At 67.5% G+C, this 24,616-nt stretch carries 25 protein-coding genes; 10 read left to right on the forward strand and 15 right to left on the reverse strand.

Going from position 1 to position 24,616, the window contains the following annotated elements:
• Positions 1-100: 100 nt before the first annotated feature.
• The 11 genes from nagB to CWT10_RS10990 form a co-directional block, all read right to left on the reverse strand.
• The gene (gene nagB / locus CWT10_RS10940) at positions 101-838 is read right to left on the reverse strand and encodes a glucosamine-6-phosphate deaminase (protein WP_103062222.1); all 738 of its coding nucleotides are present in this window, start codon (positions 836-838) and stop codon (positions 101-103) included.
• Between the two features lie 314 nt (positions 839-1,152).
• Positions 1,153-2,883 (reverse strand): transporter, encoded by a 1,731-nt coding sequence (locus CWT10_RS10945; RefSeq protein WP_103062221.1) that lies wholly within the window; start codon positions 2,881-2,883, stop codon positions 1,153-1,155.
• Positions 2,859-3,668, reverse strand: coding sequence for an ABC transporter ATP-binding protein (locus CWT10_RS10950; RefSeq protein WP_103062220.1), 810 nt, complete (start codon positions 3,666-3,668; stop codon positions 2,859-2,861). Before CWT10_RS10950 ends, CWT10_RS10945 begins: the two co-directional genes overlap by 25 nt.
• A gap of 214 nt (positions 3,669-3,882) precedes the next feature.
• A complete protein-coding gene (locus CWT10_RS10955) occupies positions 3,883-4,167 on the reverse strand; it encodes an HU family DNA-binding protein (RefSeq protein ID WP_103062219.1) in 285 nt (94 codons plus the stop codon).
• A gap of 198 nt (positions 4,168-4,365) precedes the next feature.
• A complete protein-coding gene (locus CWT10_RS10960) occupies positions 4,366-5,055 on the reverse strand; it encodes an N-acetylmannosamine-6-phosphate 2-epimerase (RefSeq protein ID WP_103062218.1) in 690 nt (229 codons plus the stop codon).
• A 49-nt stretch (positions 5,056-5,104) separates the two neighbouring features.
• A complete protein-coding gene (locus CWT10_RS10965; protein WP_103062217.1) occupies positions 5,105-6,127 on the reverse strand; it encodes an ROK family protein in 1,023 nt (340 codons plus the stop codon).
• A gap of 1 nt (position 6,128) precedes the next feature.
• The gene (locus CWT10_RS10970; protein WP_103062216.1) at positions 6,129-7,046 is read right to left on the reverse strand and encodes a dihydrodipicolinate synthase family protein; all 918 of its coding nucleotides are present in this window, start codon (positions 7,044-7,046) and stop codon (positions 6,129-6,131) included.
• A gap of 46 nt (positions 7,047-7,092) precedes the next feature.
• A complete protein-coding gene (locus CWT10_RS10975) occupies positions 7,093-7,917 on the reverse strand; it encodes an ATP-binding cassette domain-containing protein (protein ID WP_103062215.1) in 825 nt (274 codons plus the stop codon).
• Positions 7,917-10,061, reverse strand: a complete 2,145-nt coding sequence (locus tag CWT10_RS10980) for a dipeptide/oligopeptide/nickel ABC transporter permease/ATP-binding protein (protein ID WP_103062214.1) — start codon at positions 10,059-10,061, stop codon at positions 7,917-7,919. The genes CWT10_RS10975 and CWT10_RS10980 overlap by 1 nt, the downstream gene beginning before the upstream one ends.
• Positions 10,061-11,026 (reverse strand): ABC transporter permease, encoded by a 966-nt coding sequence (locus tag CWT10_RS10985; protein WP_103062213.1) that lies wholly within the window; start codon positions 11,024-11,026, stop codon positions 10,061-10,063. The genes CWT10_RS10980 and CWT10_RS10985 overlap by 1 nt, the downstream gene beginning before the upstream one ends.
• A 236-nt stretch (positions 11,027-11,262) precedes the next feature.
• Positions 11,263-12,888, reverse strand: coding sequence for an ABC transporter substrate-binding protein (locus CWT10_RS10990; RefSeq protein WP_103062212.1), 1,626 nt, complete (start codon positions 12,886-12,888; stop codon positions 11,263-11,265).
• A 205-nt stretch (positions 12,889-13,093) separates the two neighbouring features.
• Here CWT10_RS10990 and CWT10_RS10995 point away from each other — a divergent pair, with 205 nt between their 5' ends.
• On the forward strand, positions 13,094-13,819 hold the full coding sequence (locus CWT10_RS10995; protein WP_233188035.1) for a FadR/GntR family transcriptional regulator: 726 nt from the start codon (positions 13,094-13,096) through the stop codon (positions 13,817-13,819).
• A gap of 41 nt (positions 13,820-13,860) precedes the next feature.
• Here CWT10_RS10995 and CWT10_RS11000 read toward each other — a convergent pair whose 3' ends face one another.
• Positions 13,861-14,979, reverse strand: coding sequence for an alpha/beta hydrolase fold domain-containing protein (locus CWT10_RS11000; protein ID WP_103062211.1), 1,119 nt, complete (start codon positions 14,977-14,979; stop codon positions 13,861-13,863).
• A 99-nt stretch (positions 14,980-15,078) separates the two neighbouring features.
• Positions 15,079-15,711, reverse strand: a complete 633-nt coding sequence (locus tag CWT10_RS11005; RefSeq protein ID WP_103062210.1) for a TetR/AcrR family transcriptional regulator — start codon at positions 15,709-15,711, stop codon at positions 15,079-15,081.
• Between the two features lie 99 nt (positions 15,712-15,810).
• On the opposite strand from CWT10_RS11005, the gene CWT10_RS11010 reads away from it, so the two are divergent.
• Entirely contained in the window at positions 15,811-16,401 is a 591-nt protein-coding gene (locus CWT10_RS11010) for an NAD(P)H-dependent oxidoreductase (protein ID WP_103062209.1), read from the forward strand.
• A gap of 95 nt (positions 16,402-16,496) precedes the next feature.
• On the opposite strand, the gene CWT10_RS11015 is transcribed toward CWT10_RS11010, so the two are convergent.
• Together CWT10_RS11015 and CWT10_RS11020 are read right to left on the reverse strand one after the other, a co-directional pair.
• A complete protein-coding gene (locus CWT10_RS11015) occupies positions 16,497-17,309 on the reverse strand; it encodes a hypothetical protein (protein WP_103062208.1) in 813 nt (270 codons plus the stop codon).
• A 175-nt stretch (positions 17,310-17,484) separates the two neighbouring features.
• Positions 17,485-18,309, reverse strand: a complete 825-nt coding sequence (locus CWT10_RS11020) for a MerR family transcriptional regulator (protein WP_128683415.1) — start codon at positions 18,307-18,309, stop codon at positions 17,485-17,487.
• A gap of 594 nt (positions 18,310-18,903) precedes the next feature.
• Between CWT10_RS11020 and CWT10_RS11025 the strand changes: the two genes are divergently transcribed.
• From CWT10_RS11025 to CWT10_RS11060, 8 genes are all read left to right on the forward strand, one after another.
• Positions 18,904-20,265 carry a tyrosine-type recombinase/integrase gene (locus CWT10_RS11025; protein WP_128683417.1) on the forward strand — a complete coding sequence of 454 codons (1,362 nt, stop codon included), beginning with the start codon at positions 18,904-18,906 and terminating at the stop codon, positions 20,263-20,265.
• Entirely contained in the window at positions 20,262-21,245 is a 984-nt protein-coding gene (locus CWT10_RS11030; RefSeq protein ID WP_103062206.1) for a hypothetical protein, read from the forward strand. Before CWT10_RS11025 ends, CWT10_RS11030 begins: the two co-directional genes overlap by 4 nt.
• 152 nt (positions 21,246-21,397) lie before the next feature.
• Complete coding sequence (locus CWT10_RS11035) at positions 21,398-21,622, forward strand: helix-turn-helix domain-containing protein (protein ID WP_103062205.1); 225 nt, start codon at positions 21,398-21,400, stop codon at positions 21,620-21,622.
• Entirely contained in the window at positions 21,619-21,852 is a 234-nt protein-coding gene (locus CWT10_RS11040) for a hypothetical protein (protein ID WP_128683419.1), read from the forward strand. The genes CWT10_RS11035 and CWT10_RS11040 overlap by 4 nt, the downstream gene beginning before the upstream one ends.
• Positions 21,849-22,376, forward strand: a complete 528-nt coding sequence (locus CWT10_RS11045; protein WP_103062203.1) for a hypothetical protein — start codon at positions 21,849-21,851, stop codon at positions 22,374-22,376. Before CWT10_RS11040 ends, CWT10_RS11045 begins: the two co-directional genes overlap by 4 nt.
• Positions 22,373-23,665, forward strand: a complete 1,293-nt coding sequence (locus CWT10_RS11050; protein WP_128683421.1) for an AAA family ATPase — start codon at positions 22,373-22,375, stop codon at positions 23,663-23,665. The genes CWT10_RS11045 and CWT10_RS11050 overlap by 4 nt, the downstream gene beginning before the upstream one ends.
• On the forward strand, positions 23,662-23,901 hold the full coding sequence (locus tag CWT10_RS11055) for a hypothetical protein (RefSeq protein WP_103062201.1): 240 nt from the start codon (positions 23,662-23,664) through the stop codon (positions 23,899-23,901). The genes CWT10_RS11050 and CWT10_RS11055 overlap by 4 nt, the downstream gene beginning before the upstream one ends.
• Positions 23,898-24,140, forward strand: a complete 243-nt coding sequence (locus CWT10_RS11060; RefSeq protein ID WP_103062200.1) for a hypothetical protein — start codon at positions 23,898-23,900, stop codon at positions 24,138-24,140. The genes CWT10_RS11055 and CWT10_RS11060 overlap by 4 nt, the downstream gene beginning before the upstream one ends.
• Positions 24,141-24,616: the final 476 nt, after the last annotated feature.

A 24,616-nucleotide genomic window follows, 5' to 3' on the forward strand; every position in this document is an offset into this window, starting at 1 on the left:
GTGCGCACCGAATGAATCCGCACCGGCCCGGCCCGCGGCGAGCACGAGCAGAGCCGGGCGCCCTGCGGACTCATGCCGTACGATGCGCCTGCCCTGCCGGTCAGCGCTGTTTGAGCAGACCGGCGGCGGCGTGGTCGATGAGCACGAGCGCATCGGGATGGTTCTGCATGACGGTGGCCGGCCACTGGGGAGTGATCTCTCCCTCCACCAGGTGGGCGATGGCCTCCGCCTTGTTGACGCCGGTGGCGATCAGGACCAGTTTGCGGGCCTTCATGATGGTGCCCAGCCCCTGGGTGAGGCAGTGGGTGGGGACGGCGTCGATGTCGCCGTCGAAGAACCGGGCGTTGTCCGAGCGGGTCTGCTCGGTGAGCACATCGACGTGGGTGGCGGAGTCCAGCGGCCCGCCGGGCTCGTTGAAGCCGATGTGCCCGTCGGCGCCGATTCCCAGGATCTGCAGGTCGCAGTAGCCGGCCGCTGCCATCTGTGCCTCGTAGTCGGCGCAGGCCTGCTCCAGGTCATCCGCGAGCGCGTCGGGGCCGTGCAGGGCGCCGGGGGCCATGTCCACCCGCGAGCGCAGGTTGCGCTCCATGAAGGTGGCGTAGCGCTCGGGGTGTCCCTCGGGCAGGCCGACATACTCGTCGAGCATGAAGCCGGTGACGTCCTTGAAGGAGATGCGGCCGGCGGCGCAGCGGCGGGTGAGCTCGTCGTACAGGGGCAGGGGGCTGGAGCCGGTGGCGGTGCCCAGGATGGCGTTCGGCTTGTCGGAGAGCAGGGATTCGATGACGTCGGCGGCGCGGGAGGCGATCTCTTCGGCCGTGTCGAGGATGACGAGCTCCATTGTTGGTTCCTTATTTCGCTTGGTTGAAGGTTGCGTGAGTGAAGCGGATCTGGCGGCCTCATCCATGGGGCCGGCGGGCGGCGCGGCCGCATCGCGCATCAATGCTACGGCGTGAGGGAACAGGCTGACGGAAGGCGAGCCTTTGATGTCGAAGAACAATGCCGACGCGAGGCGGACCCAAGCATCCGCCCCACGTATGACTTCCCACCTCACGCGCGCGTTCTAGAGCTTGCCCCGGGATAGCACGCGCAAAGTCCAAAACGCGTACTTGCCAGACGAATGCCCCGCACCCGGTTGCAAGCACACGGCGGTCGTCAGGCGACGTCGTGTCCGGACCAGGAGCGGATTGTGGCGAGCAGACGCACGTAGCGCCGGTCAAGCAGGCGCCCTCCCAGGAACGTCCCGCCCCAGGCGGCCGCCCCGCCCCACAGCACGCCCCCCGCGAGCAGGAGCCAGCCCCACCGCCAAGAGTCGTGGATCGCGATGACGATCAGGGGTGCGATCAGGGGCACACAGCCGGCCACAATGGCCAGCACTCCCAGCATCTGCAGCAGAGCCGCGACGAATGCGGTTCCGGAGGTGCGCGATTTCAAGGGGCTCTCCCCCGGCGGATTCGTCTCATAGGGCAGCAGCACGCTGGTCAGACTCGACCACGCCAGAGCGACGCCGTACATGCCCAGGCTCAATCCCAAATAGGCAGGCGCCTCATGCCAGTTGCCGGTGCCCCATCCGCACGCCAGTAGGACGGCGATCACCAACGGCAACTGCCAGGTGGCAGCTGCGAGCGCGCGCCCCAGCCTGTCACTGCGCCCGGGCAGGCCGGCGGCCAGATGGGTCCATAGGGCGGTGGAGTCGAAGGCCAGGTCGTCGTGAATCATCCAGCCGCACATCAGCGCGGCGACCGGTCCCAGCATGAACAGCGTACCGGGTGCTCGCCCCGGGCCCAGGCCGATGCCGATGAGCATCACCGTCGTTGTGTTGGGGTCGGAGTTCACCACGTTGGTGAGGTTGGCGCCGATCATGCCGGCGAGCAGCGCGATGATCATCACAAGCACCACGATCTGCGCCAGGTAGCGCGGGTCGGTGCGCCAGTAGCGCAGGCAGCGTGCCGCCACCGCCGCCGTCGGGCCCGAGCTGATGCGGGCCAGGCGGCGCTGCCAGGGCAGCACCTCGGGCTGCGCAGCGCCGTCGTCCCCGCCCGCCACCTCACGGACGCGGTAGGCGCGCGAGTGTCGCCGCGTGTGGGTGGTCCCGGTCATGACGCGGACCACCACGCGATGCCAGATCGGCAGCAGAACCAGCGGCAGCATCAGGGCGCCCACGGCTAGCAACACCGCCGTCATCACCTGCCCCTGGGCGAGGTAGCCGGGTGCGGCTAGCGCCCAGCCGAAGGGGGTCAGGCCCATTACTCTGGCGATCCCGACGAGGCCATCGAACTCCAGTCGCTCCATGTCCAGTATGTTGCTCAGCAGGGAGGGCAGCAGGGCGAGGACCATCACCACGATGGAGCCGAGGACGGCGAGCAGGTCACGGCCTCGTCGGGAGGAGGCGGCCCCAACGCCGACGACGACGCTGCGCCCCAGCATCACGCCGGTCACCAGGGCTGCGGGGGCGAGCAGCAGCGCGAGCACGACGGCGTCAACTCGCCCTGCGGCCGCCCAGGTCAGGGCGGGGGCGAGCAAGGCCAGGCCGGTGACTATGCCCGGCACTCCGGCTGCTCCGGCCGCGGTCAGTCCCACTGTCAGTTGCCATGAGGGTGCCGTCCAGGCGGCCATGGCGCGCGGGTCCAGGGTGGCGTCCATTCCGGAGACCAGCAGCGGCATCAGGGTCCAGCCGATCACGATCAAAGATCCCGCGGCGCCGAGTACGACGGTGACGGTGGTTGGGGACGTGAATCGTCCCAGGGCGGCGGCGCCGGCCGCCAGCGGAGCGAGCAGCGAGACCGCTCCGGCGGTGCCCAGGAGCAGACCTATTGCGGCCCAAACGTTGCTGCGCAGTGCATTGAGGGTGATTCGCCACCTCAGGCGGACGAGGGTCGCAACCATGACAGCTCCTCCCGGGAGGTCTGTGCGCCGACCAGCTGGGCGAAGCGGTCCTCCAGGTCCTCACCGGCGGCCACCTCAGCAGTGGTTCCGGCGGCGACGACGCGCCCCTGGGCGATGATGGCCACATGGGTGCACAGGCGCTGCACGGTGGCCATGACATGACTGGAAATGACGACGGTGCCGCCGGCGGCCGTGAAGTCGGTGAGAATGGCCTGGATGGTCTTGGCGGAGATGGGGTCTACCGCCTCGAAGGGCTCGTCCAACACCAGCACGCTGGGCGAGTGGACCAGGGCGCAAGCCAGGTGCACCTTCTTGCGCATGCCGGCGGAGTAGTCGGCCACCAGGGCAGAGCCTGCGTCCCACAGGTCCAGCACATGCAGGAGCTGGGTGGCGCGGGGTAGGACGACCTCGCGCTTAAGGCCACGCAGCAACCCGGAGTAGGTGACCAGTTCCAGGCCGCTCAGGCGGTCGAAGGTGCGCAGCCCGTCGGGCAGGACGCCCAGCCGGGACTTGGCGCGGGCGGGTTCGTTCCACACGTCTACGCCATGGACCAGGGCACGGCCGGCGTCGGGCCGAAGCAGTCCGGTGGCCATAGACAGCGTGGTGGTCTTGCCGGCGCCGTTGGGGCCGACGATGCCATAAAGGCTGCCGACGGGGATGGACAGGGAGAGCAGATTGACGGCTACCTTCTGACCGAAGGCCTTGGCCAGGCGGTCGAACACCAGGGCGGAACGCGAGCCAGTCTCGGCCTGTCCGGTCGCGGAAACGGGCGGCAAGGTAACCATGGCTTGAAGCTATCACGCGTTACCTTGTTGGTGATCCCGGGCGGGACACCGCGACGACCGAACTCGCACGTAACTTCGACCGAACTCGCTGAGGTGGTGGGGCGCGAGCGCACGTGAAAGGCGCGCCGCCCGCTGGGGCGACGCGCCTTGTGAACTAGGGATCGGCGGGCCTTGCCGTCGGCAGGCCCGCACGATCCAGGCGAGCCTTAAGGGCTCACTTGCCGGAGGCGGCCTTCTTCAGGGCGGACCCGGCGGTCAGCTTCACGCCATGTCCGGCCGGAATCTGAATCTCCTCGCCGGTGCGGGGGTTGCGGCCGGTACGAGCGGCGCGCTCGACGCGCTCGACACTCATCAGACCCGTGATCTTGACAGCCTCGCCGTTGGCGACGTTCTCAACGAGGACGTCCTGGAAGGCGCCGAGGAAGGCATCGGCGTCGGTCTTGGTCAGGCCGGCCTTCTCAGCGATGGCGGCGATGAGCTCGGTGCGGTTGATGGACATATAACTGCCTCTCGGTAGGTGGTTGTCGTACGTCTAGACGACGGTTGGGCACGCCGGAGCGGTGCCGCTGGCCGCAACGCTATGCATAAACGGGGCGATTTGTCAGATATGACGGCGTTTTCCCCGGCGTGGCGTGCCGTTTTGTGGCTCACATCAAACACATTGAGCACATTCATCACATCCGCCTCATAGGCTTCATCACCTTCCGGCGACGGCGTCGACGAACCAGGAGGTGATGGTTGTCGGGTGGGTGATTGCGGTTCCGACCACAACGGCGAAGGCGCCGTGGTCGATCGCCAGTGCCGCCTGGCCGGGCGTATGCACGCGTCCCTCCACAATGAGCGGCACCTGGGCGATCGGTGCGATCAGATCGATCAGTTCTACGTCCGGGCCCGTGGTCCTGGGCCGTTCCCCGGTGTATCCGGCCAGGGTGGTGCCCAGGATGTCCGCGCCGGCGTCCTGGGCGGCACGGGCGTCGTCCAGACTGCCGCAGTCGGCCATTACCAGCACGCCCGGGCGGGCCGCCTTCAACTCGGTGATCGTACGGGCCAGGTCGAGTCCGTCGGGCCGGGGCCTGCGGGTTCCGTCCAGGGCGACGATCTGGGCGCCGGTGGCAGCCACGGCGATCGCATGGGTGAGGGTGGGGGTGATGAACACGCCCTCGTGGCCGTCCTTCCACAGTCCGATGACGGGCACATCCACGTGCTGGGTGATCAGAGTCAGATCCGCCAGGCCCTGGGCGCGGATGCCGACGGCGCCGCCGGCCACGCAGGCCCTGGCGATCTGATCCATGGTGCGCGGGTCGCGCATGGGCTCACCGGGATAGGCCTGGGCGGAAACGATCAGGCCTCCGCGCAGGCGCTCAAGCACGGGGTCGAGGGTGGGCATGGGTGGTGTCTCCTTGTTGCGGTTGTGGATCATGGCGAGGATGTCCCTGTCAGGCACCGGCCCGGCGCAGCGCGGCCTCGTGTGCAGCGCCGATAATGGGCGCGGTTGTGCCCAGGGCGGCGGGCAGCAGTTCAAGGCCGTCAGCCGCCGGGCCGACCAGTTCACGGCGCACGGTCTCGCGTAGGGGCCCCCACCACAGGTCGCCGGAGCGGGCCAGACCCCCGGAGATGATGACCCGCGCGGGGTCGAGCACGGTGACGACACCGGCGATGGCCTGCCCCAGTGCGGTGGCGGCCTCGCAATACACGCGACGGGCAGTGCGGTCCCCGGCGGTGGCCAGTCGCTCCACCGCCAGGGCTCCGGCCACCTCCTGGGCGCCGGTGGCCTCCCGGTAGCGGCGGGCTATCTGCGGCCCGGCGGCCACCGCCTCCAGGTGTCCGAGTCGCCCACAGGTGCAGCGCTCCCCCGCGGCCAGGCCTGCGGGCATATGTCCCAGCTCCCCCGCCAGAAAGTGCGCCCCGTGATGTACGCGTCCGTTGAGTACTATCGCCCCGCCCACGCCGGTGCCGACCGCAACCACTAGCGCGGCCTCGACGCCCTTCCCGGCCCCGATCCAGGCCTCGCCGGCGGCGTAGGCATTGACGTCGTTGTCGACGTGCACCGGGGGAACGGCCCCATCCGGTCCTCGTAGACCGGCGGCCCACAGCCGTTGCGCCACTCCCCCGGCGATGTCCGTGCCGGCCCAGCCGGTGATGGCCTCGGTGGCGGAGATAACCGTGCCGCGCCGGGCGTCGATCACACCGGCCGAGCCGATGCCCACCGCCGCGGGCACGATCCGCGGCACATGGCCGTCCCCGTGCTGCCCGGTGACCACCACGACTAGGCGGGCGACGGCGTCAAGCATCACGGCGGGGCCGGCGTGGGCGGGTGTGGGCGCCTCCCGTACTGGGCTCAGGAGCCGGCCATCGGGGGCCACCAGTGCCGCGGCGATCTTGGTGCCGCCCACGTCCACCCCCACCAGCACGTCGTCCACCGCGGGCGGGCGGTCATCCCCTCCGGGTGCGGCGGTCATCTCAGATCAGACCCCGGGCGCGGGCGATGGCCAGGACGCCGTCGCGGGCGTCACCCTCAAGGGCGGACACCGGGAAGGCCATCTCATTGGTGTCGATCGTGCCCTGGGCCGCCATAACGGTCTTGAATGCGCCGATACCGGTGGCATCCGCCGAGCGCCCGCGAGGGGCGTAAACGATCTCAAATCCGGCGCAGAGCTGATCCTGGATGCGGCGGGCCTCATCCCAGCGGCCGGCGCACGCGGCCCCCCACATCTCCACATAGGGGCGGGGTTCGACATTGCCGTATCCGGGTACGCAGCCGTCGGCGCCTAGCAGCAGCATGCCGTCGACGACGCACTCGTGGCCAGTCAGTACTACCAGCGGGTGCCCGGCGGCGGCGTTGGCCGTCACCAGACGGCGGAATGCGACGTCGTCGCCCGAAGAGTCCTTCACGCCGGCAAGGACACCCTCGGAGCCCAGGCGCACAAGCATGTCCCGTTCCAGTTTCCTGCCGTTCAGCCGTACGGGCACGTCGTAGGCCAGCAGTGGCACGGCCAGGGCCTGCGCAATCGCGCGGAAGTGGTCGGCGATCTCGGCGGCATCGTTGATGGCGTAGAAGGGGCAGGTGGCCACGACGGCGTCTACGCCGAGAGCTTCGGCCCGTTTGGCCTGCTCAATGACACGGCGGGAGGTGGTGTCGATCGCACCGGCCAGAACCGGCACGCGTCCGGCAGCGCGCTCTACGGCGGCGGCGATGACGGTGTCGCGTTGAGAGTCGGTCAGATAGGCGACCTCGCCCGAGGAGCCGCCGACGAACAGGCCGTGTACGCCAGAGGAGATCAGGAGGTCGATTACGCGGTCGAGCGAGGCGAGGTCCACCTCGCCGTGTCGGAAGGGGGTGATGACCGGGGGGATAACGCCGGTGAAGCGGGTGTGCATGTGAACAGTTCCTTGGGGAGGAGTCGTGGTCTAGATGCGAGGGCCGTCAGGCCTGAAGCAGAGAGGGCACGGCGCCTAGGAGGGTGCGCGTGTACTCCTGCTGGGGATGGGCGAAGATCTCAGCGGTCGTGTTCAGCTCCAGGATCTTCCCGAAGTACATGACCGCGATGGAGTCGGAGACGTAGCGGACCGTATTGATGTCATGGCTGATGAACACCAGGCCCAGACCGAGTGCGGCCTTGAGGTCCTGCAAAAGGTTCAGGACCTGGGCTCGCACGGACACGTCCAGGGCGGAGGTGGGCTCGTCGGCAACGATGATGTCCGGGTCCAGGGCCAGCGCCCGGGCGATGGCCACCCGCTGGCGCTGGCCGCCGGAGATCTGGCGGGGCAGCACGTCCAGGGCGCTGGGCGGCAAACCCACTAGGTGCAGCAGATCACGGACCTTGGCCTCACGCTCACGGGGCGTGCCGATGCCGTGGACGTTGAGGGGGTCGATAAGCGTGTCGTGCACAATCATCCGCGGATTCAGGGCGGTGGCCGGGTCCTGGAAGACGACGGACACCGAGCGCCCCAGGGCGCGCCGGTCGGCGGCGGAGTGCCCGAGTCGGCGGCCCTTGAAGAAGACCTCACCGCGGGTGGGCGGCTGCAGTCCGGTCATGACGCGGGCGGTGGTGGACTTCCCACAGCCGGACTCACCCACCAGCCCCAGTGTCTGACCGCGCATGACCTTCAAGGACACGTCGTTGACGGCGTGTACCGTGTCGGGCCGGAAGAGCTTGCCGGTGCGCGACTTGTGGATCACATGGGCATGGCGCAGTTCGACTACCGGGTCGGTCTCTGGGTTCCAGTCGGTGTACTTGTCGGTGGGCATCAGTGGGCCTCCTGGGCGAGGATCGCCTCGAGCTCGGGCGTGATGGCGTAGTAGTGCTCGGCGGCGCCGGACACCGGCCTGAGCACCGGGCGGGTGTGCAGGCCGACGTCGGGGTGGGACGAGCGCGGTGCGAAGCGGTCGCCGGATACGAATTCCTGCGGGCTGGGCACGGTGCCGCGCACCTGGTGCAGCCGTTTGGAGCCGGCCTCGATGGACAGCACCGCTCCGAGCAGTCCGCGGGTGTACTCGTGGACGGGGTTGGTGAGCAGCTCCGCGGTGGCGGCCTGCTCGACCACCTGTCCGGCGTACATGACGGTGATGCGGTGGGCGACCTTGGCCACCAGGGCCAGGTCGTGGCTGACGAACACCATGGCGAAGCCGAGCTTGTCGCGCAGCTGGTTGAGCAGGTCGATGACCTGCTTCTGGACGGTGACGTCCAGGGCGGTGGTGGGTTCGTCGGCGATGACCAGGCTGGGGTCGCGTGTGAGAGCCATGGCGATCAGTACGCGCTGACGCTGCCCGCCAGACAGCTCGTGCGGGTAGCTCTTAAGTGTGCGCACCGGGTCCAGGCCCACCAGCTCAAGCAGCTCCTCGGCGCTGCGGGTGCCGCCGCGGGAGGTGAGCTGCTTCATCTGGGAGCGGATGAGCATGGAGGGGTTCAGGGAGGACAGGGCGTCCTGGTAGATCATGGCCATCTCATGTCCACGCAGAGCGTTGTGTTCCTTGGGGCTCAGTTCCAGCAGTTCGCGCCCCTGGAAGCGGATCCTCCCGGTTATACGGGCGCCTGGCGGCAGCAGGCCCATCACCGCCATGGAGGTTATCGACTTGCCGCAGCCGGACTCACCGACCAGTCCCATGGTCTCGCCGGGACGCACAGCGAAGGACACGCCGTCGACGATGTTGACGTCCCCATGCTGGGCGGGGAAGGCGATCGAGAGGTCCTCCACCTCCAGCACGGGTTCCGCATCCGGGGTGGGATAGACCAAGCGATCACCGCGGGCAAGTTCGGCTTCGCGCAGGGCACTCAGGCGCTGAGCCAGCGGCACCTCCTCGGCGGCGGGGGCGACAACACCGGTCAGGGCGCTCTTCTGGCCCCCGGGGGTGGCGTCTGCGGCGTCGTCGGCGTTGTTCCGCACGGCGTGGTCGGCCTCCTGCCAGGCCTGCTGGGTCTGCATGGCCTCCTCGTCGGCCTCGACGTCCACCTGCGCGCGGATGCGCGGGGCGGCCATGGCGTCGGTCAGCCCCTCGGACAGGATGTTCAGGCACAAGGTGGTGATTAGGATCATCAGCCCGGGGAAGAAGGTCGGCCACCAGTGACCGGACAGCAGCAGGGCCTTGCCCTCGGAGAGCATATTGCCCCAGGTGGGGGTGTTGACGGCCTTGATGCCTGCGCCGATGAATGACAGCGAGGCCTCGAAGACGATGGCGTCGGCCACCAGGACGGTGGCGTAGACCATGATCGGGGCGACGCAGTTACGCACCACGTGCTTTGCCAGGATCCACGGCACTCGGGCCCCCATCACCTTGGAGGCGGCCACGTAGTCCTCACCGAACTGGGCGAGAATATTGGCGCGCACTACCCGGGTGAGCTGCGGGGTGTAGACGACTGCGGTGGCAATGATGATCACCGCCACCATTGGCAATCCGGAGGCGGACATGGCCAGCACCAGCACGGCGGCGAGCGCGATGCCGGGGAAGGACATCACCACGTCCAGCAAGCGCATGACCACCTCGCCGATCCACTTGCGGCTGGTGGCGGCCACGGCGCCGAGCACGGAGGCCAACGCCAGGGCGATGCCGGTGGCGCTCAGCCCGACCACCAGCGATACACGGGCGCCGTATACGGCGCGGGAGAAGATGTCTCGCCCGGTGGCGTCGGTGCCGAAGAGGTGTTGCAGCGAGGGGGCGACCGCGGGATCGGAGGAGACCACGTCGCCGATTCCCTCCACGTGGGTGACGATCTCCGATGAGGCAAGGCCGGTGGCTCCCGGGTTATAAGGCGCCACTAAGGGCGCGAAGATTGCCATCAGGGCGATTGCCGACAGGACGAGCACGGCGATCTTGGAGCCGAGCGGCAGCCGCCGCCAGCCCTGGAAGCGCAGGCCGGGGGCGGAGACCTTGTTCAGTGTGCGACGGTGGGGCATCAGACGCTCCTGATCCTCGGGTTGACCAGCACATAGAGCATGTCAACGATGATGTTGATGATGATGAAGGCCAGCGCCACGGTGATGGACACGCCCTGGACGATGTTGACGTCGTTGCGGGTGATGCCCTGGAAGATCAGCTGGCCCATGCCCTGGATGTTGAAGATCATCTCGATGACGACGGCGCCGCCCATGGCGTATCCGAGCCGCAGCCCCAACACCGTCAGCGGAGTGATCAGGGCGTTGCGCAGCACGTTTCGGGCCACGACGACGTGCTTGGGAATGCCAGCGCCGATGGCGGTGCGCACGTAGTCGCGGTCGAGCTCCTCGACCATGGCGGTGCGCACCACGCGGGTGAGGGTGCCGGTGTTGGGCACCGCCACTGCCAGGGCGGGCAGGAATACCTGCCGCACGTAGGCTCCGGGGTCGTCACCGAAGGACGTCCACTGCGTGACCACCGAGGGGAAGGTACCGGTGGCGCCGGGGATATCGCCAAACCACTGGATCAGCAGCAGGGCCAGCCAGAAGGACGGAGTGGCCAGGCACAGGATGGAGATGACCCGGATGACCTGGTCGGGCCAGGCGTCCCGGTACAGGGCCGCGATCACACCGAGGACGGTGGCCGCGACAACGGCGACGAAGATGCCGATGAAGGTCAACTGCAGGGTGATGGGGAAGGCCTGGGCGACCATGTCGCTGATCTTCACACCGGTGAAGGTCGTGCCCAGGTCACCGTGAGCCAGGCCCACCAGGTAGTCCCAGAAGCGTTGCAGCAGCGGGTCGTTGAGATGGTGGGCTTCGCGGTACTGCTCAAGGGCGTCAGCCGAGGCGGCCTCTCCCAGCGCCAGGCGCGCGGGATCCGCCGAGGAGAATGACATGACGACGAAGACGAGCAGCGTCACGCCCAACACCATGATCGGCAGCGCCACCAGGCGCCTTCCGATCAGGCGGAGGAGGTTGGACACTGATGTGCTCCTTTGCTGTGGTTTCGGGTTCGGCCGTTTCGGTGCAGTGGGTTGACCGGGCGCCTTCGGGTCGGCTGCCGTGTCGACCCAAGACAATCATCGGTTGTCTGATGTCTGATGTCAAGTGCCTCGCAAGACACCTGAACGACGGTGCGCGGCGCCGCGGCCATGTGCCACGGCGCCGCGCACTCGCGTCAGCAGCGACCACCGCCGCCGCATTCAGGAGGCGGTCCGCCTCACTCCGCCTTCGTACCGACGTCGACGAAGGACAGACCGGTCAGCGCGATCGGCTGGAATCCGACCAGCTTCTCGGAATCGTAGGCGGTCGGCGTCTTGCGGTGGAAGATCGGATAGAGCGGCACATCGGCGGCGATCATGTCGAAGATCTCCTGCCACTTGGCCACCTGGGCGTCACCGTCCAATTGCACCGCCTCATCCAGCGCGGCCTGAATGGCGGTGTAGGACTCCGTGCCCTTCCAGTGCAGACGGGTCTCGGTCCAGGTGTCTCCCGAGTACCACCAACGCATGAGCAGGTCGGCGTCGTCACCGAAGACGGAGGGGTCGCCGGGGGCGATCACCACATCCCAGTCGCCCTGATCGGAGTCGATGAAGGAGTAGACGTCCGCAGACTTCTTCTCGTCGTAGTTGACCTTTACTCCCAGGGCCTCAAGGTTCTCGCGGATGATCGGGCGCACCGAGGAGAACCAGCCGTGGTCCGAGCACAGCAGGTTGATGCTGGTCACGCCCGCCTCGGCCAGGAGGGACTTAGCCTTGTCGGCATCATAGGTGTAGACGGTGGCGGCCTGCTTGTAGGCGGGGTGGTCCTCCTGGACGAAGCAGGTGGCCGGAGTCGCCAGCGTGCCCATGCCGGTATCACAGATCTTGGCGTAGTCAAGGGCGTACATGATCGCCTGACGCGCCTTGACATCGGAGAACCTGGCGTTGTTGAACATCGCGAACAGCAGGGAGAAGCCCTGCTCGGCCGAGACCGCAATCGGTTCCTGCATGGTGGCCAGGTTCGCCACAGGTACGGCGTCAATGGCCTGCACCGTGCCGGAGGTGATCGCATTGGTGCGCGTGGTGTCGTCGGGCAGGATCTGCCAGGTCATGGACTCGGCCAGGGCCGGGTGCGGGCCGTTGTAGTTGTCATTACGCTCAAAAACGATGGTCTGGGAGGCGGCACCGTTGTCGGTCATCACATAGGGGCCCGAGCCGACGGGATTCATATCGAAAGCGGCGGCGTCGGCTTCCACGGCGGCCTTCGGGACGATCTTGACCACGCTTAGGCGCTCGGCGACCAGGGAGTAGGGATGCTTGGTCTTGACAGTGACGGTGGCTTCATCCTTCTTCTCCACCGCGTCCAGGAAGGTGAGGAACTGGGCGTACAGCGAACTGTTCGCCGGGTCCAGTACGCGCTCGAAGGAGAACACGACGTCGTCGGCGGTCACTGCGGTGCCGTCAGAGAATTTGGCACCGTCTCGCAGCGCGACCTCATAGGTGGTGTCATCGACCTTCTTCGGCAGTTCGGCACCGAGAGCGGCATAGCACTCACGGCTGGCCGGGTGGAGCTCGGTCAGCCCCTCCAGCGTGTGCCAGTTGGCGGCCACGGTAAGAGCCGCCGTGGTGGTCATCGGATCGTAGCCGTTGGTGCCCAACTCGTAGGAGATGCCGGCCGTGATGACGCCATCTGCGTTCGAGGCGGCGGCCACGGCGGACGGATCATTTGCCGCCGTGGTGGACGAACCGGAGGAGTTCGAGCCGCCGCAGGCAGCAAGAGCGGCGGCCAGGCCGGCGGCTGCGCTCATGGTAGAAGTTAGTCGGATGAAACCGCGGCGGGATGCACGGGGAGATGAGAACGACATTGAGGTCTCCTGAAGTCGGACGTCTGTTGTCTGACGTTGGTAGTATGACTGTAGCATCTCATAGGACATCTGATCAATCCCCGGACGGTTTGTGGATTATGTGTAACGATTGCCAGGGGCCCATCCCCCGGCCCCCTGGCAGAGCAGACACATGCAAGCAGAACCCCGGAACCCAAGCTCAAGAGGAACGATCACCGTGGTGGACATGAAGCGAGGCACCTACGCCTCCACAAGCGGACCGACGACGCAGGCCTCCAACGCAATGAACGCCATCAAGGACTACATCCTCCAGTCCCACCTTCAACCCGGCGACCCGCTGCCGACCGAGTCGCAGCTGTGCGAGACCCTGGAGGTGTCCCGCTCCTCCGTGCGGGAGGCGGTGCGCACCCTGGCGGCCCTGGACATCGTGGAGGTGCGCCACGGCCATGGCATGTTCGTAGGGCAGGTCTCCATGCGGCCCATGGTCGAGTCCCTCGTCTTCCGCGGCCTGCTCAAACCCGGAGACGACTACCGCAGCCTGCGCGAGGTGGTGGAGGTGCGCCGCACCCTCGACTCCGCCCTGGCGGAGTCGGTGGTCGAGACGTGGCGGGGCCGGGAAGACAGCGAGATCGACGCAGTGGTGGATGAGATGGAGACCCTGGCTGAGCACGGCGAGACCTTCACCGACCAGGACCGCAGCTTCCACGACATGCTGTTGGCGCGGGTACCGAATCAGCTCTTCGCGCATCTGATGGAGGCCTTTTGGGCCGTACACACCCTGACGGTTCCCATGCTCGACGCCCCGCATCCGGAGGACATCATCAAGACCGCCAACGCGCATCGGGCGATGTTGCAGGCCGCACGCGTGGGCGACGTAAGGGCCTACCGCGAGGCGGTAGTGACCCATTACACGCCCCTCATGAACGCCCTCCGCCAAGATCGGTCGATATAGCCACCGAGATCGGTCGACGTTACCACCGAGATCGGTCGACGTTACGTGCCGAGGCGGTGGACTTCGACTTCCGACTCACCGGCAGCGCCGGCCGTTCCGATCGTCGGAAAGGTCCCCTCCCCCATCACCCGCGCCAGGTTCCCCTGTGGATCCTCAGGCTCCAACAGCCGGGTTAGCCACGAGATCCGCTCGGCCTCCAAGGCATCGCGCAGCCAGGTGGCGCTGACGTACTCCATGGCGTGGGTGGCGCCCGGCCACACGTGCAGTTCGCAGTCCCCGCCATCGCGCCACAGGGCCGTGGCGAAGGAGACCACTTCGTCCCGGAAGGTCTCGGCCCCGGCGACCGACAGGAACACCGGCGGCAGCCCGGCCAGGGCGCCGGGGTGGTCGACGGCGCGGCCGGCCGCCTCGTACTCACTCACCTCGGGTCCGCCGCGGCGACCGGGCAGGATCTGCTCCCAGGCCCAGTCGTTCCAGTGCGACGGCCACAGTCCGTCGTCGGGGAACTGGCGGGCCGACGGCGGTTGCACCACGCCGTCGGGGCCGGGCAGCCCGGTGCGGTCGTCCAGCATCGGATAGTCGAGCAGATAGCCCAGCGCCCGGGGCCCACCGCGGTCGCGGGCGGCCAGGGCCAGGCAGGCGGCCAGTCCCCCACCGCCGCTGGGCCCGACGACGACGATGCGTTCCGGATCCGCCCCATAGTCCGCGGCGTGCCTGGCGGCCCAGGTCAGCGCCGCCAGGCAGTCCTCCCCGGCGGCCGGCGCGGGGTGCTCCGGGGCCAGGCGGTACTCCGGGGCGAGGATGATGCCGCCGAAGTGCCGCGCCCAGTCGGTCGGGGCGGCCAGATCGTCGTAGCGGCAACCCATGACCCTGCCACCGCCGTGGATGGATAGCAGCAGCGGGGCGCCGGGCCGTACCACACCGTCGGCCGGGAGCACCACCGTCAGGGGCATGACGGTCCTGTCGTTGCGCGTCAGGGCCTCCTCGCGCAGGCGCACCTCCGGGTGGGCCGCCAGGAAGGCGGCGCGGCGCTGGGCGACCGGGACGCGACGGGCGGGCAGCGTGGCGCTGTTCAGAGGTGGGAGCCCGCCAGCGGCCTCGAGGCGCTGGAGTACGAGCGCGGTGGCGGGCTCGTAGGGCGGGCGGGGCGTCGGCGTCATGGGCGGAGAGTACGCGTGAGAAGGTGGCTTGAAGAGGCCCTGTGCTGGCAGTGTGGCCGGGAGCGCTCGTGATGCCGCTTTCAAAACCGAATCCCTCGACTAGTGCAGTTCGGCGCTGAGGAGCATGAGACCTTTCGTCACCAGATCCTCAATCGGCGCAACCTCGCCGTAGAGATTCATCCGTCCAACCTGCGCCACGAACCCCTCTGGGTAGCTGAGCAGTGGGTAGATGCTGTAGCTGTACATCGTGAGCTGCGTCCGGAACATTTCACGCTCGGACTCGGCCGCATTGGGGAACTGCTTGCGCAGAACCTCCGCAAGCTCAACGAAGAACGGGTGGATATCGCGTTGGAAGTCCATGATGGCCTCCTCGCCGCACTTGCTGCGCAGCGAGGCGTCGTTGATAGCGAGAAGCTGCAGGATGAGCCGGCGGCCGAGCAGCGACTTGGCGAGTTCTCGGCAGAACTCCTCCCGCCCCATCCGCCGCTTTAGCCTCACGCGCATCTCCGCTGCCCATGCGGCGTACTCGCGCCGCATTAGGTCGAGATAGACCTCCTCCTTCGTGGCGTAGTAGTGATACACGGATGGACGCGCGATCGAGCACTTCTTGGCTATCGCGGCCAGGGTGACGGACTCGTACTCCTGCTCGGCCAGCAGCGCGGCCGTCGCGTCAAGTATCTCTGCTCTGCGTGCGGCAACCTCCGCATCCGTCCTGGCCCTCACATTCCCCATGCGTCTCCCCTTGAGTTGCAACCGACACCCTGTCGGTTATACGCTCCACCGAGCCCAGCTCGGACCCGACACACCCTCTATTTGAAGGGGAAGGTACCCATGAAAGCACTGCTGATCAACGCCCACCTGCCCTACCCCAACTGGTCGGAGGGCACCCTCAACGCCTCCGCGCAGGCCGTCGCAAGGGAGTTCTTCGAGGCCCGCGGTGACGAGGTCGTCGAAACCAAGATCGCCGACGGCTACGACCCCGCCGAAGAGGCCCAGAAGATGCTCGACGCCGACGTCGTAGTCGTGCAGACTCCCATCAACTGGTTTTCCGCACCGTGGATCTGGAAGAAGTACACCGACGAGGTGTTCAACGTGGGCCTGCACGATCAGACCTTCTTGACCGGAGACGGCCGCACGCGCAAGGATCCGACCAAGCCGTACGGCTCGGGTGGGCTGATGGCACCGCGCAAGGCGCTCGTCTGCACCACGTGGAACGCACCACGGGAGGCGTTCGATGAGCCGTCCAATCCGACGCTCCAGGGGCGGTCGCTGGCGGACATGCTCAGCGACATCACCTGCACCTTCCGCTTCTGCGGCTTCGAGGTGCTGCCCGAGTTCGGCATCTTCGACATCTTCAAGAACCCCAGCATCGAGGCGGACCTCGCTGCCTACCGCGACCACCTCAACAAGCACCTCGGTTGATGCGGTAGTCGATCGGCGCTGCCCGGCTGTCTCCCCCTCTGGGGTGGGGGCCGACCTCACTCAGCCTCCGAGGATCCGCGACGCTGCGCGCTGCGCTACGCGTACGGATCCTGGTAGTCGGCTAGCCAGAATCCCGTCGTGCCCGTGAGAAACGCCTTGCCGTCCACCACGCTCCCGGGGCGGGGCGCGGGTGCTGTGTCGATGGGCAGCCCCAATGTGATGGGGAATCCGCAAGCGGCGTTCACCTTGTACCACTGATTTCCGGTGAGGCGGTTCGTCACGATCGTCACCTCATTGCAGACAGCCTTCAGCATGCCTATGGGGCTGGCATCTTCCGGCCCGGCCTCGCCGCCGTAGAGCGCGAACAGCCACGGGCTCGCGACAAACTGCGGGCCGATGTAGACCTCGTCGGGCAGGTCTGCGTCCATCCTCTTTGCCGGCGAGTCCTTCATGCTGATCGGAGTCTGGGTCTTCTTCCACTCCTCCTCCGAGTCGAACACCTCGACGTCCACCGCGATCGCACCAACCCGGTAGTCGCGGAAGCGGGCGACCGGGCCATCTGCCTCAAGCCCGTGTACCGGGTACATGTGCGGGTCATCGACCCAAATCAGCAGGCGAGTCATCTCCTCGCCATCCTCGTAGAGGACGCTGAGATGCGCGACGCCCGGTACGACCTGCCAGCCTTCCACGCTTACGCGCGCGGGACCGGCCACGGTGAGCGACTCTCTCGAGCTTCCGTCCGCCGTCTCGAACAGGCAGATGTTGGCCCCTGAGTCATCGGTGTAGACCGCGATGTGGTTGAACTGATCGTTGCGCGGTAGGCCCACCATCGCAGGCAGCGGGAGCAGGTCGTACGTTGCCTGCCAGTCGGCCAGAAACCCGACCGCCTCGAGGTAGTTGTTCTCCATGCCGACAGGATCTCACGAAGGTCCGATACGATAAGTGGCTCTTCAGACCGTCCAGGCGGCGCGGGCTCGGTCCAGGACAATCCACCTCGCCGACGAGGTATCCATCCCGGTGCTTCACCGACGAGGTGGATTGCCACAACCCCTCCAGGGGCTTGGAACTCGCGCGACTGCCCCCTTAGCCGAGCGGGATGCACACCTCGGTGACGAGCTCATCTGCCGGCGCCTCGTCCGGCGTCGTGAGGTAGATGTTGAACGCCTTGCCCGCCAGGGAGTCGTCGGCCAGCGGTGTCAGCCCCTCTGCGGCGATTCGGCTGGCCAGCTGGTCATGAGCCCCGGTGATCTGGTCGTAGGGCCCGACGACGTGGGCCACCAGGCAGTCCCGAGCCGGAAGCTCGTGGACCTGCAGGGGAGCCTCCGCCGTCGTTCCGGGCGCGACGGGAAGGAAGATCTCCTCCTCGACATCGCGCTCGGTGAACTCGGCGTCGTGTTCGATCACTCCGCACGGGCCGATGGGCTTGATGCCCTGCCGGGTGATCTCGGGCATCATACGAGCCCAGAGAAGGTGCTCATCGGCGTAGGTCGGGACGACGTCGCGCAGGGCGACAATGGTCATGGCCGCAATGGTGCGGCGTTCGACGGTGATGGACATGTTGGTTTCTCCTTCGATAAGGCGAGAGATGAGAGCCAACCGAGCCTGGGCGGCGCGCGTCTCCTCAATGACGGTCTCGCGCTGGAGCTCCAGCGCAGCCGACCATGCCGGGGTGCCGCGGGCAGCGAGCAGGGCGGAGATGGCGGAGACGCCGAACCCGACATCACGCAGGTTCCGGATGTCCGCGGCGTCACGCAGCTGGTGCGGCGCATAGCGGCGGTATCCCGTCCACGGGTCAACGTCCACGGGCACCAGGACACCGTGAGCGTCGTAGTGGCGCAGCATGCGTACCGAAAGGCGAGTGAGTGAACTGAACTCCCCGATCGTCATGAGGCTCGTGGTCTCGGCCATGGCTCCACCATGCGCCCTAACACCGTGTCAGGGTCAACCCTCAGAGTTATCGGCGGGCGGGACGCCGTGGCCCCGCATCCCTAAGCCGCCTGCAATGGTTGCCCCACCAGTGTTTTGCACGACCCCGGGCGGTGCTCCACGACCTTGGTGCCTGTTTCACGACCCCGGGGTGGTCGTGCAACGTGCACGAAGGTCGTGGAATGTCACGCAGGTCGCGGAAGGTCGCCAAGGTCGCGCTAAAGAAAGACCGCCTCCAGCACCACACCGATCAACGCCAAGACGCGTACTGAAACACCGTCTCAACGCCGATGACCTGACTCTTACACGCACGATCGAAGCCAGAGGCAAACGTAAAAAACCTGCTGGCGCGTCAACATGTCAGCGCCAGCAGGTTCATGGTGGAGATGCGGGGAATATTTAGCCCCGGTTTTGGTGGAAATGCGCGAAGCGGCACGATGACGCGGTTTTAGTTGTGGTGGCGCCGAAAGGTCCGGTTTCGGCTTGGGGACAGCATACCCACCAAAGACCACCAAACACCACCCTTGCCGGTATGCTTGACCCCACTGGGACCCCACAGACCACCAGGAGGAAACGTTGCCACGACGCGTGTTCGGGACAATCGAGCCACGCTACCGACCCCAAGAGCTGGCCGACTACAGGGCAGGTAGGCGCAAGACGAAGCCGCAGCCCGTGTCGTGGCGCGCCCGCTACCGGGACCCCAGAGCGCAGCCGCCCCTACGCGGCGACCGGATCGAAGCACCCCAGACATTCACCACGAAGAATCAGGCTGAGGCGTGGCTGAGCGCCGTAAAGGCCACCATCGACAACGGCACCTGGAAGCACCCCGACGTCGTGCGCGCCGAAGAGGAGGCCCGCGAGCGCGAGGCGGCACTGCACGCCCGCCTGGACGGCGTCACCGTCGCCGACTGGGCGGAAACGTGGCTGGCGGGCCGTGAGCGGCGGGGCGGCGCCGGCGGGGCAGCGGGCACGATCCGCACGCACCGCTCGCGCCTCCACCGGCACATCCTGCCCCGGCTCGGGCCGGTGCGGCTTATCGACCTGACACCCCAGGCGGTCCAGGAGTGGTTCGACGACTTCGACGCCGACGTGTCCGGCAAGGTGCGCGCCGACGCGTATTCAACGCTGCGGGCCATGCTCAACGACGCCGTGAAGTCCACCGGGACCTCCCTAGCGGACAACCCCTGCCGGGTGGAGGCCGGCGGGCGGGCCGACGCCGTGCGCGGGGAGAGGTACCTTCTCAGCCCCGAGCAGGTGCAGGCGATAGCCGACGAGATCCGCCCCGAGGCGCGGGCACTGGTGCTGCTGCTGGCGGACGGCGGCCTGAGGATCAACGAGGCGCTGGCCCTTCACCGTGAGGACGTGGTGATCGGGAAGCGGGCCGCATGGGTGGACGTGCGCTATTCGCTGCACCGGAAGGGCGCGAAGCTGGTGCGCGGGGCGACGAAGACGAAGCACCGCAGCCGGGCGGGTGAGCGGCGCGTGGAGATCACCCCCGCCACAGCCCGGGCGCTGGCCGAGCACCTGGACCGGTACACGCCCGCCCGTGCGGACGCCCCCGTGTTCGGGGCGGCCACGGACCCCGGCCAGTACTTGCGTGACTCGGCTGCCCGCGTGTGGCTTGACCGTGCGCTCGCGGACGCCGGCATCGTGATTCCGGCGGACAAGCTCGGTGGCTGGCACATGTTCCGGCACTACTCGGCTACCCGGTTCGGGCAGGCGGGGGCGACGTCGGCAGCGCTCATGCGCCGGTACGGGTGGAGTAAGCCGGAGCAGGCGATGGCCTATCAGCGGGCGGACGCGGACTATGAGCGGGCGATTCTGGACCGTATGGCCGTTTCGGTGGAGCCGGGGGCGGATACGTGGGCGGCGCGGGCTGAGGCGGAGCGGGCCGCGAGCGCGGGCGTCGTCTCCCTGAACGACAGGAGGAGAGCATGAGCACCGACGTGGTGAAGATCGTCTGCGACCGGGGCGAGTGGCATATCAAGAGCCGCCGCAACGGGCACGGAGGCAGGAGGCCTTGGATACTGGCCCGGTTCGTGAGGGACGAGGCCGCGACACTGGTCCCCGGCTGGCGGCCCCTTGCCCCGCCGGAGCCGAAGAGCCCGGAGACGCCCGGGCAGCGGGCGAAGCGGCTAGCCGACATGCCCAGGGCAGGCACCGGACCCTTCGGCGTGCAAACGGTCGAAGACCGTTTCCTAGACCTCGACATCTCCTTTGACCAGCTCCTAGAAATCGCGGAAACCGAGGGACTGGTACAGAGTATTGAACTACCGGCGTGCCCGTGCATGTGGCCCACCCCGGACGCCGTATCGGTGGAGGGTCTTGCTGCGGCCCTGGACCGGGCTGCCCGCGAGTACACCGCCCTTGGTGATGACGCCCCCCGTGAGGGCGCCAGCGTGAACGTGCATGACCTACCGGCCGCGCACCGCGCTTTCTGGTCCTGGCGTCAGGAGGTACCAGACCAGGAGTGGGAACGCTACGTTCGCGAGAAGGCCATGTATCCGAACTCCAGTATGGCAGTGAACGAGCCTTCGACGAGGGACGGCGTTAACGTGCGAGGCCTGGGAAACGAACTTTTCGAGAACGGAGTCATCGTCATGTGCGACGGCGGCAATAGTCCCGCCTGGCACCGCACGCATGGGGCGCGCGCCGTCGTTATCGTGGCATTTCATGAGTCTGCTAACAGCCTAGAGCTGGACAATTTCGAAGCGGAGTGGAGCGGAATCCTGCCCGAGGGTGACGAACGGGAGGATGGGTTCACGCCCGCCGTTATTCGGCAGTGCGAGTGCGGCCGCCAATTCAATATCCCCGGCTTGACCGAGGAGGAGGCATTAGATGCGGCCGAGCTCATTTACCGGGCCGGTCTCCGAGTGGTCAGCGTGGAAGACTACTTGGCGGTGCTGAACCACAGGTAGCGTTGCAACGTGTCCGGCGGACGTGGTACTAGTTGGGGTACCTAGTCCGGTCAGGTCAGCCCGGAGCCTTCCCTAGTGAGTGGGAGCGGCAGCCGAAATCAGGCCCCTAACAAGGGCCTTCTCGGCTGTACCCACGAAGGGGAACCCAAACCATGACCGCACCCAAGCGCGCCGCCAAACAGGCCGCTTACAACCTGACCGTAGACAACGCCGCAGCGCTCGCGGACCTGTCCCCCAACACGATTCGCAACATGATCGCCCGCGGTGATCTGCGGGCCGTGAAGCTCGGGAAGTCCGTCCGAATCCCCATCTCCGAGCTGACTCGGCTCGGGCTCGACGTGCCCGCCTACCTCACCACCAGGGGTGAGGCCGCATGAGCCCGAACATGAAGGCGCCCCGCCGGGGAAACGAGCCGGCGGGGCACCCGAGCCTGAACAGTGATGGACTCGCCCCCAATCATAGCCGGGGCCACCGTCACATTCACGCCCGCCACCGCATCGCCGCCCTGAACACCGCAACCCGTCGGCTGCTGGCCCGGCTGGCCGTCGCCGCCGACGAGTTCAAGGCCGCCGTGCGCGCCTCCCAGGGATGGGAGGCCCACCGGTGAGCACCAGCACCAACACCCCCAAGGCCCCGAAGGAGCCGACGGCGCCGATCCCGGGGATGCCGCCCGCCCTCGACGTCGCCGGACTGCCACCCGTAGACGTGGAGGCCGCCGCCGAGCGCCGGCACGCCGCCGTCGAACAGGCCGTAAACACCGCCTACGACCATGTCGTAGCCCTGCACCTGTGCGAGCCCCCGGCCACCGCCCCGGCGTGGGCCACCAACCCCGGCCAGCTCACCAACGAGGCCATGGCTCAGGTAGCGCTCACCGAGCAGCGGGCACACACCAACGGCTACTACACCGGGTTCGTAGACGCCGTGCAGGCCGCCTGGCCGCTCGCCCGCGCGGCCGGATACGCGGAGGGGCAGCGGGATCTCGCCCGCGCCCTCGCGGCCTCGCACCGGGCGTTCCTGGACGAGGTGAACCGGGCGCTCGCGGCGAGCGTGGACCCCACCCCGCGGGAATCGATCATGGAGCGGGCGGTCCGCGAGCGCGCCCGCCTTCGTGAAGCGGGGGTAGCAGCATGAGCGACACCTCCCCCTTCATTGAAGACGACGACGCACGGCAGTTGCGCGTCACATGGGCGGACACCATCACGCCCAGGGCGGTCCGCTGGGCCTGGGAGCACGACGGCGACGGGCGTATACCCGTCGGCTCCCTGTCCCTCGCAGCCGGGCGAGAGGGAACCGGCAAGTCATCCTTCGGTATCTGGCTGGCCGCGCAGATCACCCGAGGAACCCTGCCCGGCGCATACCGGGGCCAGGCGCGAAAGGTGCTGTACGTCGCCGTTGAGGACTCATGGGAGTACACCCTTGTCCCCCGCCTCATGGCCGCCGGCGCCGACCTGTCCAAGGTCGGGCGCGTGCAAGTGCAGGAAGCCTTCGGGGACGAAGTCACCATGAGCCTGCCCCGGGACAACACCGCCCTGGAAGACGCCATCACCGCGAACGACGTAGCGCTTGTGGTCGTCGACCCGCTCATGTCCCTTCTGGGAGACGGGCTGAGCGCGTCACGGTCACGTGAGGTACGCAAGATGCTTGACCCTCTCGTGAGGATCGCCGACCGGACCGGCAGCGTCGTGCTGGGGATCGCGCACCACAACAAGGGCGCCCACACAGACCCGATCATGGCCGTGTCCGAATCGAAGGCGTTTACGGACGTGCCCCGCTCCGTGTTCGCCTTCGCCCGCGACGACGACAACAACTGCCGTGTGGTGTCCCAGACGAAGAACAGCCTCGGCAGGGACGCTGCCTCGCTACCTTCGTTGCAGTACACCATTGAAGAGGCCACGGTTCCACTGCCCAACGGGGAGGAAACCCATATCGGGCGTTTCACCCCGCAGGGCATCTCCGAGCGCTCCGTAACCGACCTGTTGCGAGCCAAGGATGACGGTGAGGACGCCGACGAGCGCAGCGCAGCCGAGGCGTTCATTGTCGACTTCATCGGCTCCCAGGGCGGGGAGGCCGGTGCCGGGGAGGTGATCAAGGCGGGACGCCAAGCGGGGTTCGGTGAGCAGGCATTGAAGAACGCCCGCCGCCGCTGCAAGAGCCCCAGGATCACCACCTGCAAGGCCAGCATGGGGCAGGGTTGGGTGTGGGCCTTCGAGCCCGAAGGTGCCACGAAGGTGCTGAAGGTGTCATGTCCTGAAAAGACGACACCTTCAGCACCTTCGATGACACCTTCGACGGACGAAGAGGAGACACCACCGCAACCAGCCGAGGCTGACAGCTGCCCGCACGGCGCACCTGAGCCCGACCTATGCGCCGACTGCAACGGGTCAACCGGCCTCGCGCTCGCGGGAGGTGGACGGCCATGAGCAACGGCATCCTCTTCGACGAGCACGGCAACGCGTGGGCCGTGGACACGGGTGAAGTGCAGATCCCCGGCGCAAGGCTCATCGCCCTAACCGGCTACTGGTGCCCCGTGTGCCACCTGCCCCGCACCCCATACCCCGGCGACAACGGCATGCACCCGACCTGTGCCGACACCCCCACCGGGCGGCGCATCCGCGAGCGCCAACCCGACCTGAACACGAGAAGGAGGACAGCGTGAAGATGATCAACGGGCAGCTCATGCTCGACGCCGAGGAGATGGGCCTACTGCTAGACCTGGACGCCGACACGATCCGCGCCCACGCCCAACAGGCAGGCACCGGCGTAATGAACCTGCCCGCCCTATGGGTCCGGCGCGGGCAGCGGGCACTCGACCGCGTGCAACGCCAGCTCGGGCACAGACCGGATATCGCCGAGGCCCTGGACGTGCTACGCGCCGAACGCGGCCACCGGCCCTAGAGCCGCCGGGACGCCGGGAAGGCCCGCGAAGGTACCGCACCAACTGCGTGCCCCTTCGCGGGCTCACCGGCCGGGCGCTCCCGGACACCGCGGGATACATTCGGCGCACCCCACGCGAGAACCCCCTGTATGCCCCACAGACGGCACCACCCCCATCCTGTAGGCGGGAACACGTACCCGCCCTGTTCGCCCCGCCTATCGGCCTTACGTGAGCGATTCCGGCCGTGTTTCCCTTGACGACGCGAGGCACTGAACCGCGAGCGCGGGCGAAGCACTCAAAGCGCAGACAATGACTGCTACAAACAGCGGGTAGCGCGACGCCGATTCGACGTCGAAACGCGCGAACACTCACGCGACAAACCACGAAGCACGCGGTGAGCACACCAACGGCCGGAAGCGCACCCGAGGCGTGGCCGCGCCCGGCCAGCACTCCCCGCGACGGCCACGCGGGGCCGCGAGCGCAACCCGCAACACTC

It is taken from the genome of Actinomyces qiguomingii (genome assembly GCF_004102025.1).
In the GTDB taxonomy this organism is placed as follows: Bacteria; Actinomycetota; Actinomycetes; order Actinomycetales; family Actinomycetaceae; genus Actinomyces; species Actinomyces qiguomingii.

Coding starts and splice junctions, on each gene's coding strand:
- CWT10_RS10960 (WP_103062218.1), bottom strand. CDS start 5,055: ATGCCCACCCTCGACCCCGTGCTTGAGCGCCTGCGCGGAGGCCTGATC.
- CWT10_RS10990 (WP_103062212.1), bottom strand. CDS start 12,888: ATGTCGTTCTCATCTCCCCGTGCATCCCGCCGCGGTTTCATCCGACTA.
- CWT10_RS11010 (WP_103062209.1), top strand. CDS start 15,811: ATGAAAGCACTGCTGATCAACGCCCACCTGCCCTACCCCAACTGGTCG.
- CWT10_RS10980 (WP_103062214.1), bottom strand. CDS start 10,061: ATGCCCCACCGTCGCACACTGAACAAGGTCTCCGCCCCCGGCCTGCGC.
- CWT10_RS10950 (WP_103062220.1), bottom strand. CDS start 3,668: ATGGTTACCTTGCCGCCCGTTTCCGCGACCGGACAGGCCGAGACTGGC.
- CWT10_RS10945 (WP_103062221.1), bottom strand. CDS start 2,883: ATGGTTGCGACCCTCGTCCGCCTGAGGTGGCGAATCACCCTCAATGCA.
- CWT10_RS11020 (WP_128683415.1), bottom strand. CDS start 18,309: ATGGCCGAGACCACGAGCCTCATGACGATCGGGGAGTTCAGTTCACTC.
- CWT10_RS11015 (WP_103062208.1), bottom strand. CDS start 17,309: ATGGAGAACAACTACCTCGAGGCGGTCGGGTTTCTGGCCGACTGGCAG.
- CWT10_RS10970 (WP_103062216.1), bottom strand. CDS start 7,046: ATGCACACCCGCTTCACCGGCGTTATCCCCCCGGTCATCACCCCCTTC.
- CWT10_RS10975 (WP_103062215.1), bottom strand. CDS start 7,917: ATGCCCACCGACAAGTACACCGACTGGAACCCAGAGACCGACCCGGTA.
- CWT10_RS11055 (WP_103062201.1), top strand. CDS start 23,662: ATGAGCAACGGCATCCTCTTCGACGAGCACGGCAACGCGTGGGCCGTG.
- CWT10_RS11035 (WP_103062205.1), top strand. CDS start 21,398: ATGACCGCACCCAAGCGCGCCGCCAAACAGGCCGCTTACAACCTGACC.
- CWT10_RS10995 (WP_233188035.1), top strand. CDS start 13,094: ATGAAGCGAGGCACCTACGCCTCCACAAGCGGACCGACGACGCAGGCC.
- CWT10_RS10965 (WP_103062217.1), bottom strand. CDS start 6,127: ATGACCGCCGCACCCGGAGGGGATGACCGCCCGCCCGCGGTGGACGAC.
- nagB (WP_103062222.1), bottom strand. CDS start 838: ATGGAGCTCGTCATCCTCGACACGGCCGAAGAGATCGCCTCCCGCGCC.
- CWT10_RS11005 (WP_103062210.1), bottom strand. CDS start 15,711: ATGGGGAATGTGAGGGCCAGGACGGATGCGGAGGTTGCCGCACGCAGA.
- CWT10_RS11000 (WP_103062211.1), bottom strand. CDS start 14,979: ATGACGCCGACGCCCCGCCCGCCCTACGAGCCCGCCACCGCGCTCGTA.
- CWT10_RS11030 (WP_103062206.1), top strand. CDS start 20,262: ATGAGCACCGACGTGGTGAAGATCGTCTGCGACCGGGGCGAGTGGCAT.
- CWT10_RS11050 (WP_128683421.1), top strand. CDS start 22,373: ATGAGCGACACCTCCCCCTTCATTGAAGACGACGACGCACGGCAGTTG.
- CWT10_RS10955 (WP_103062219.1), bottom strand. CDS start 4,167: ATGTCCATCAACCGCACCGAGCTCATCGCCGCCATCGCTGAGAAGGCC.
- CWT10_RS11040 (WP_128683419.1), top strand. CDS start 21,619: ATGAGCCCGAACATGAAGGCGCCCCGCCGGGGAAACGAGCCGGCGGGG.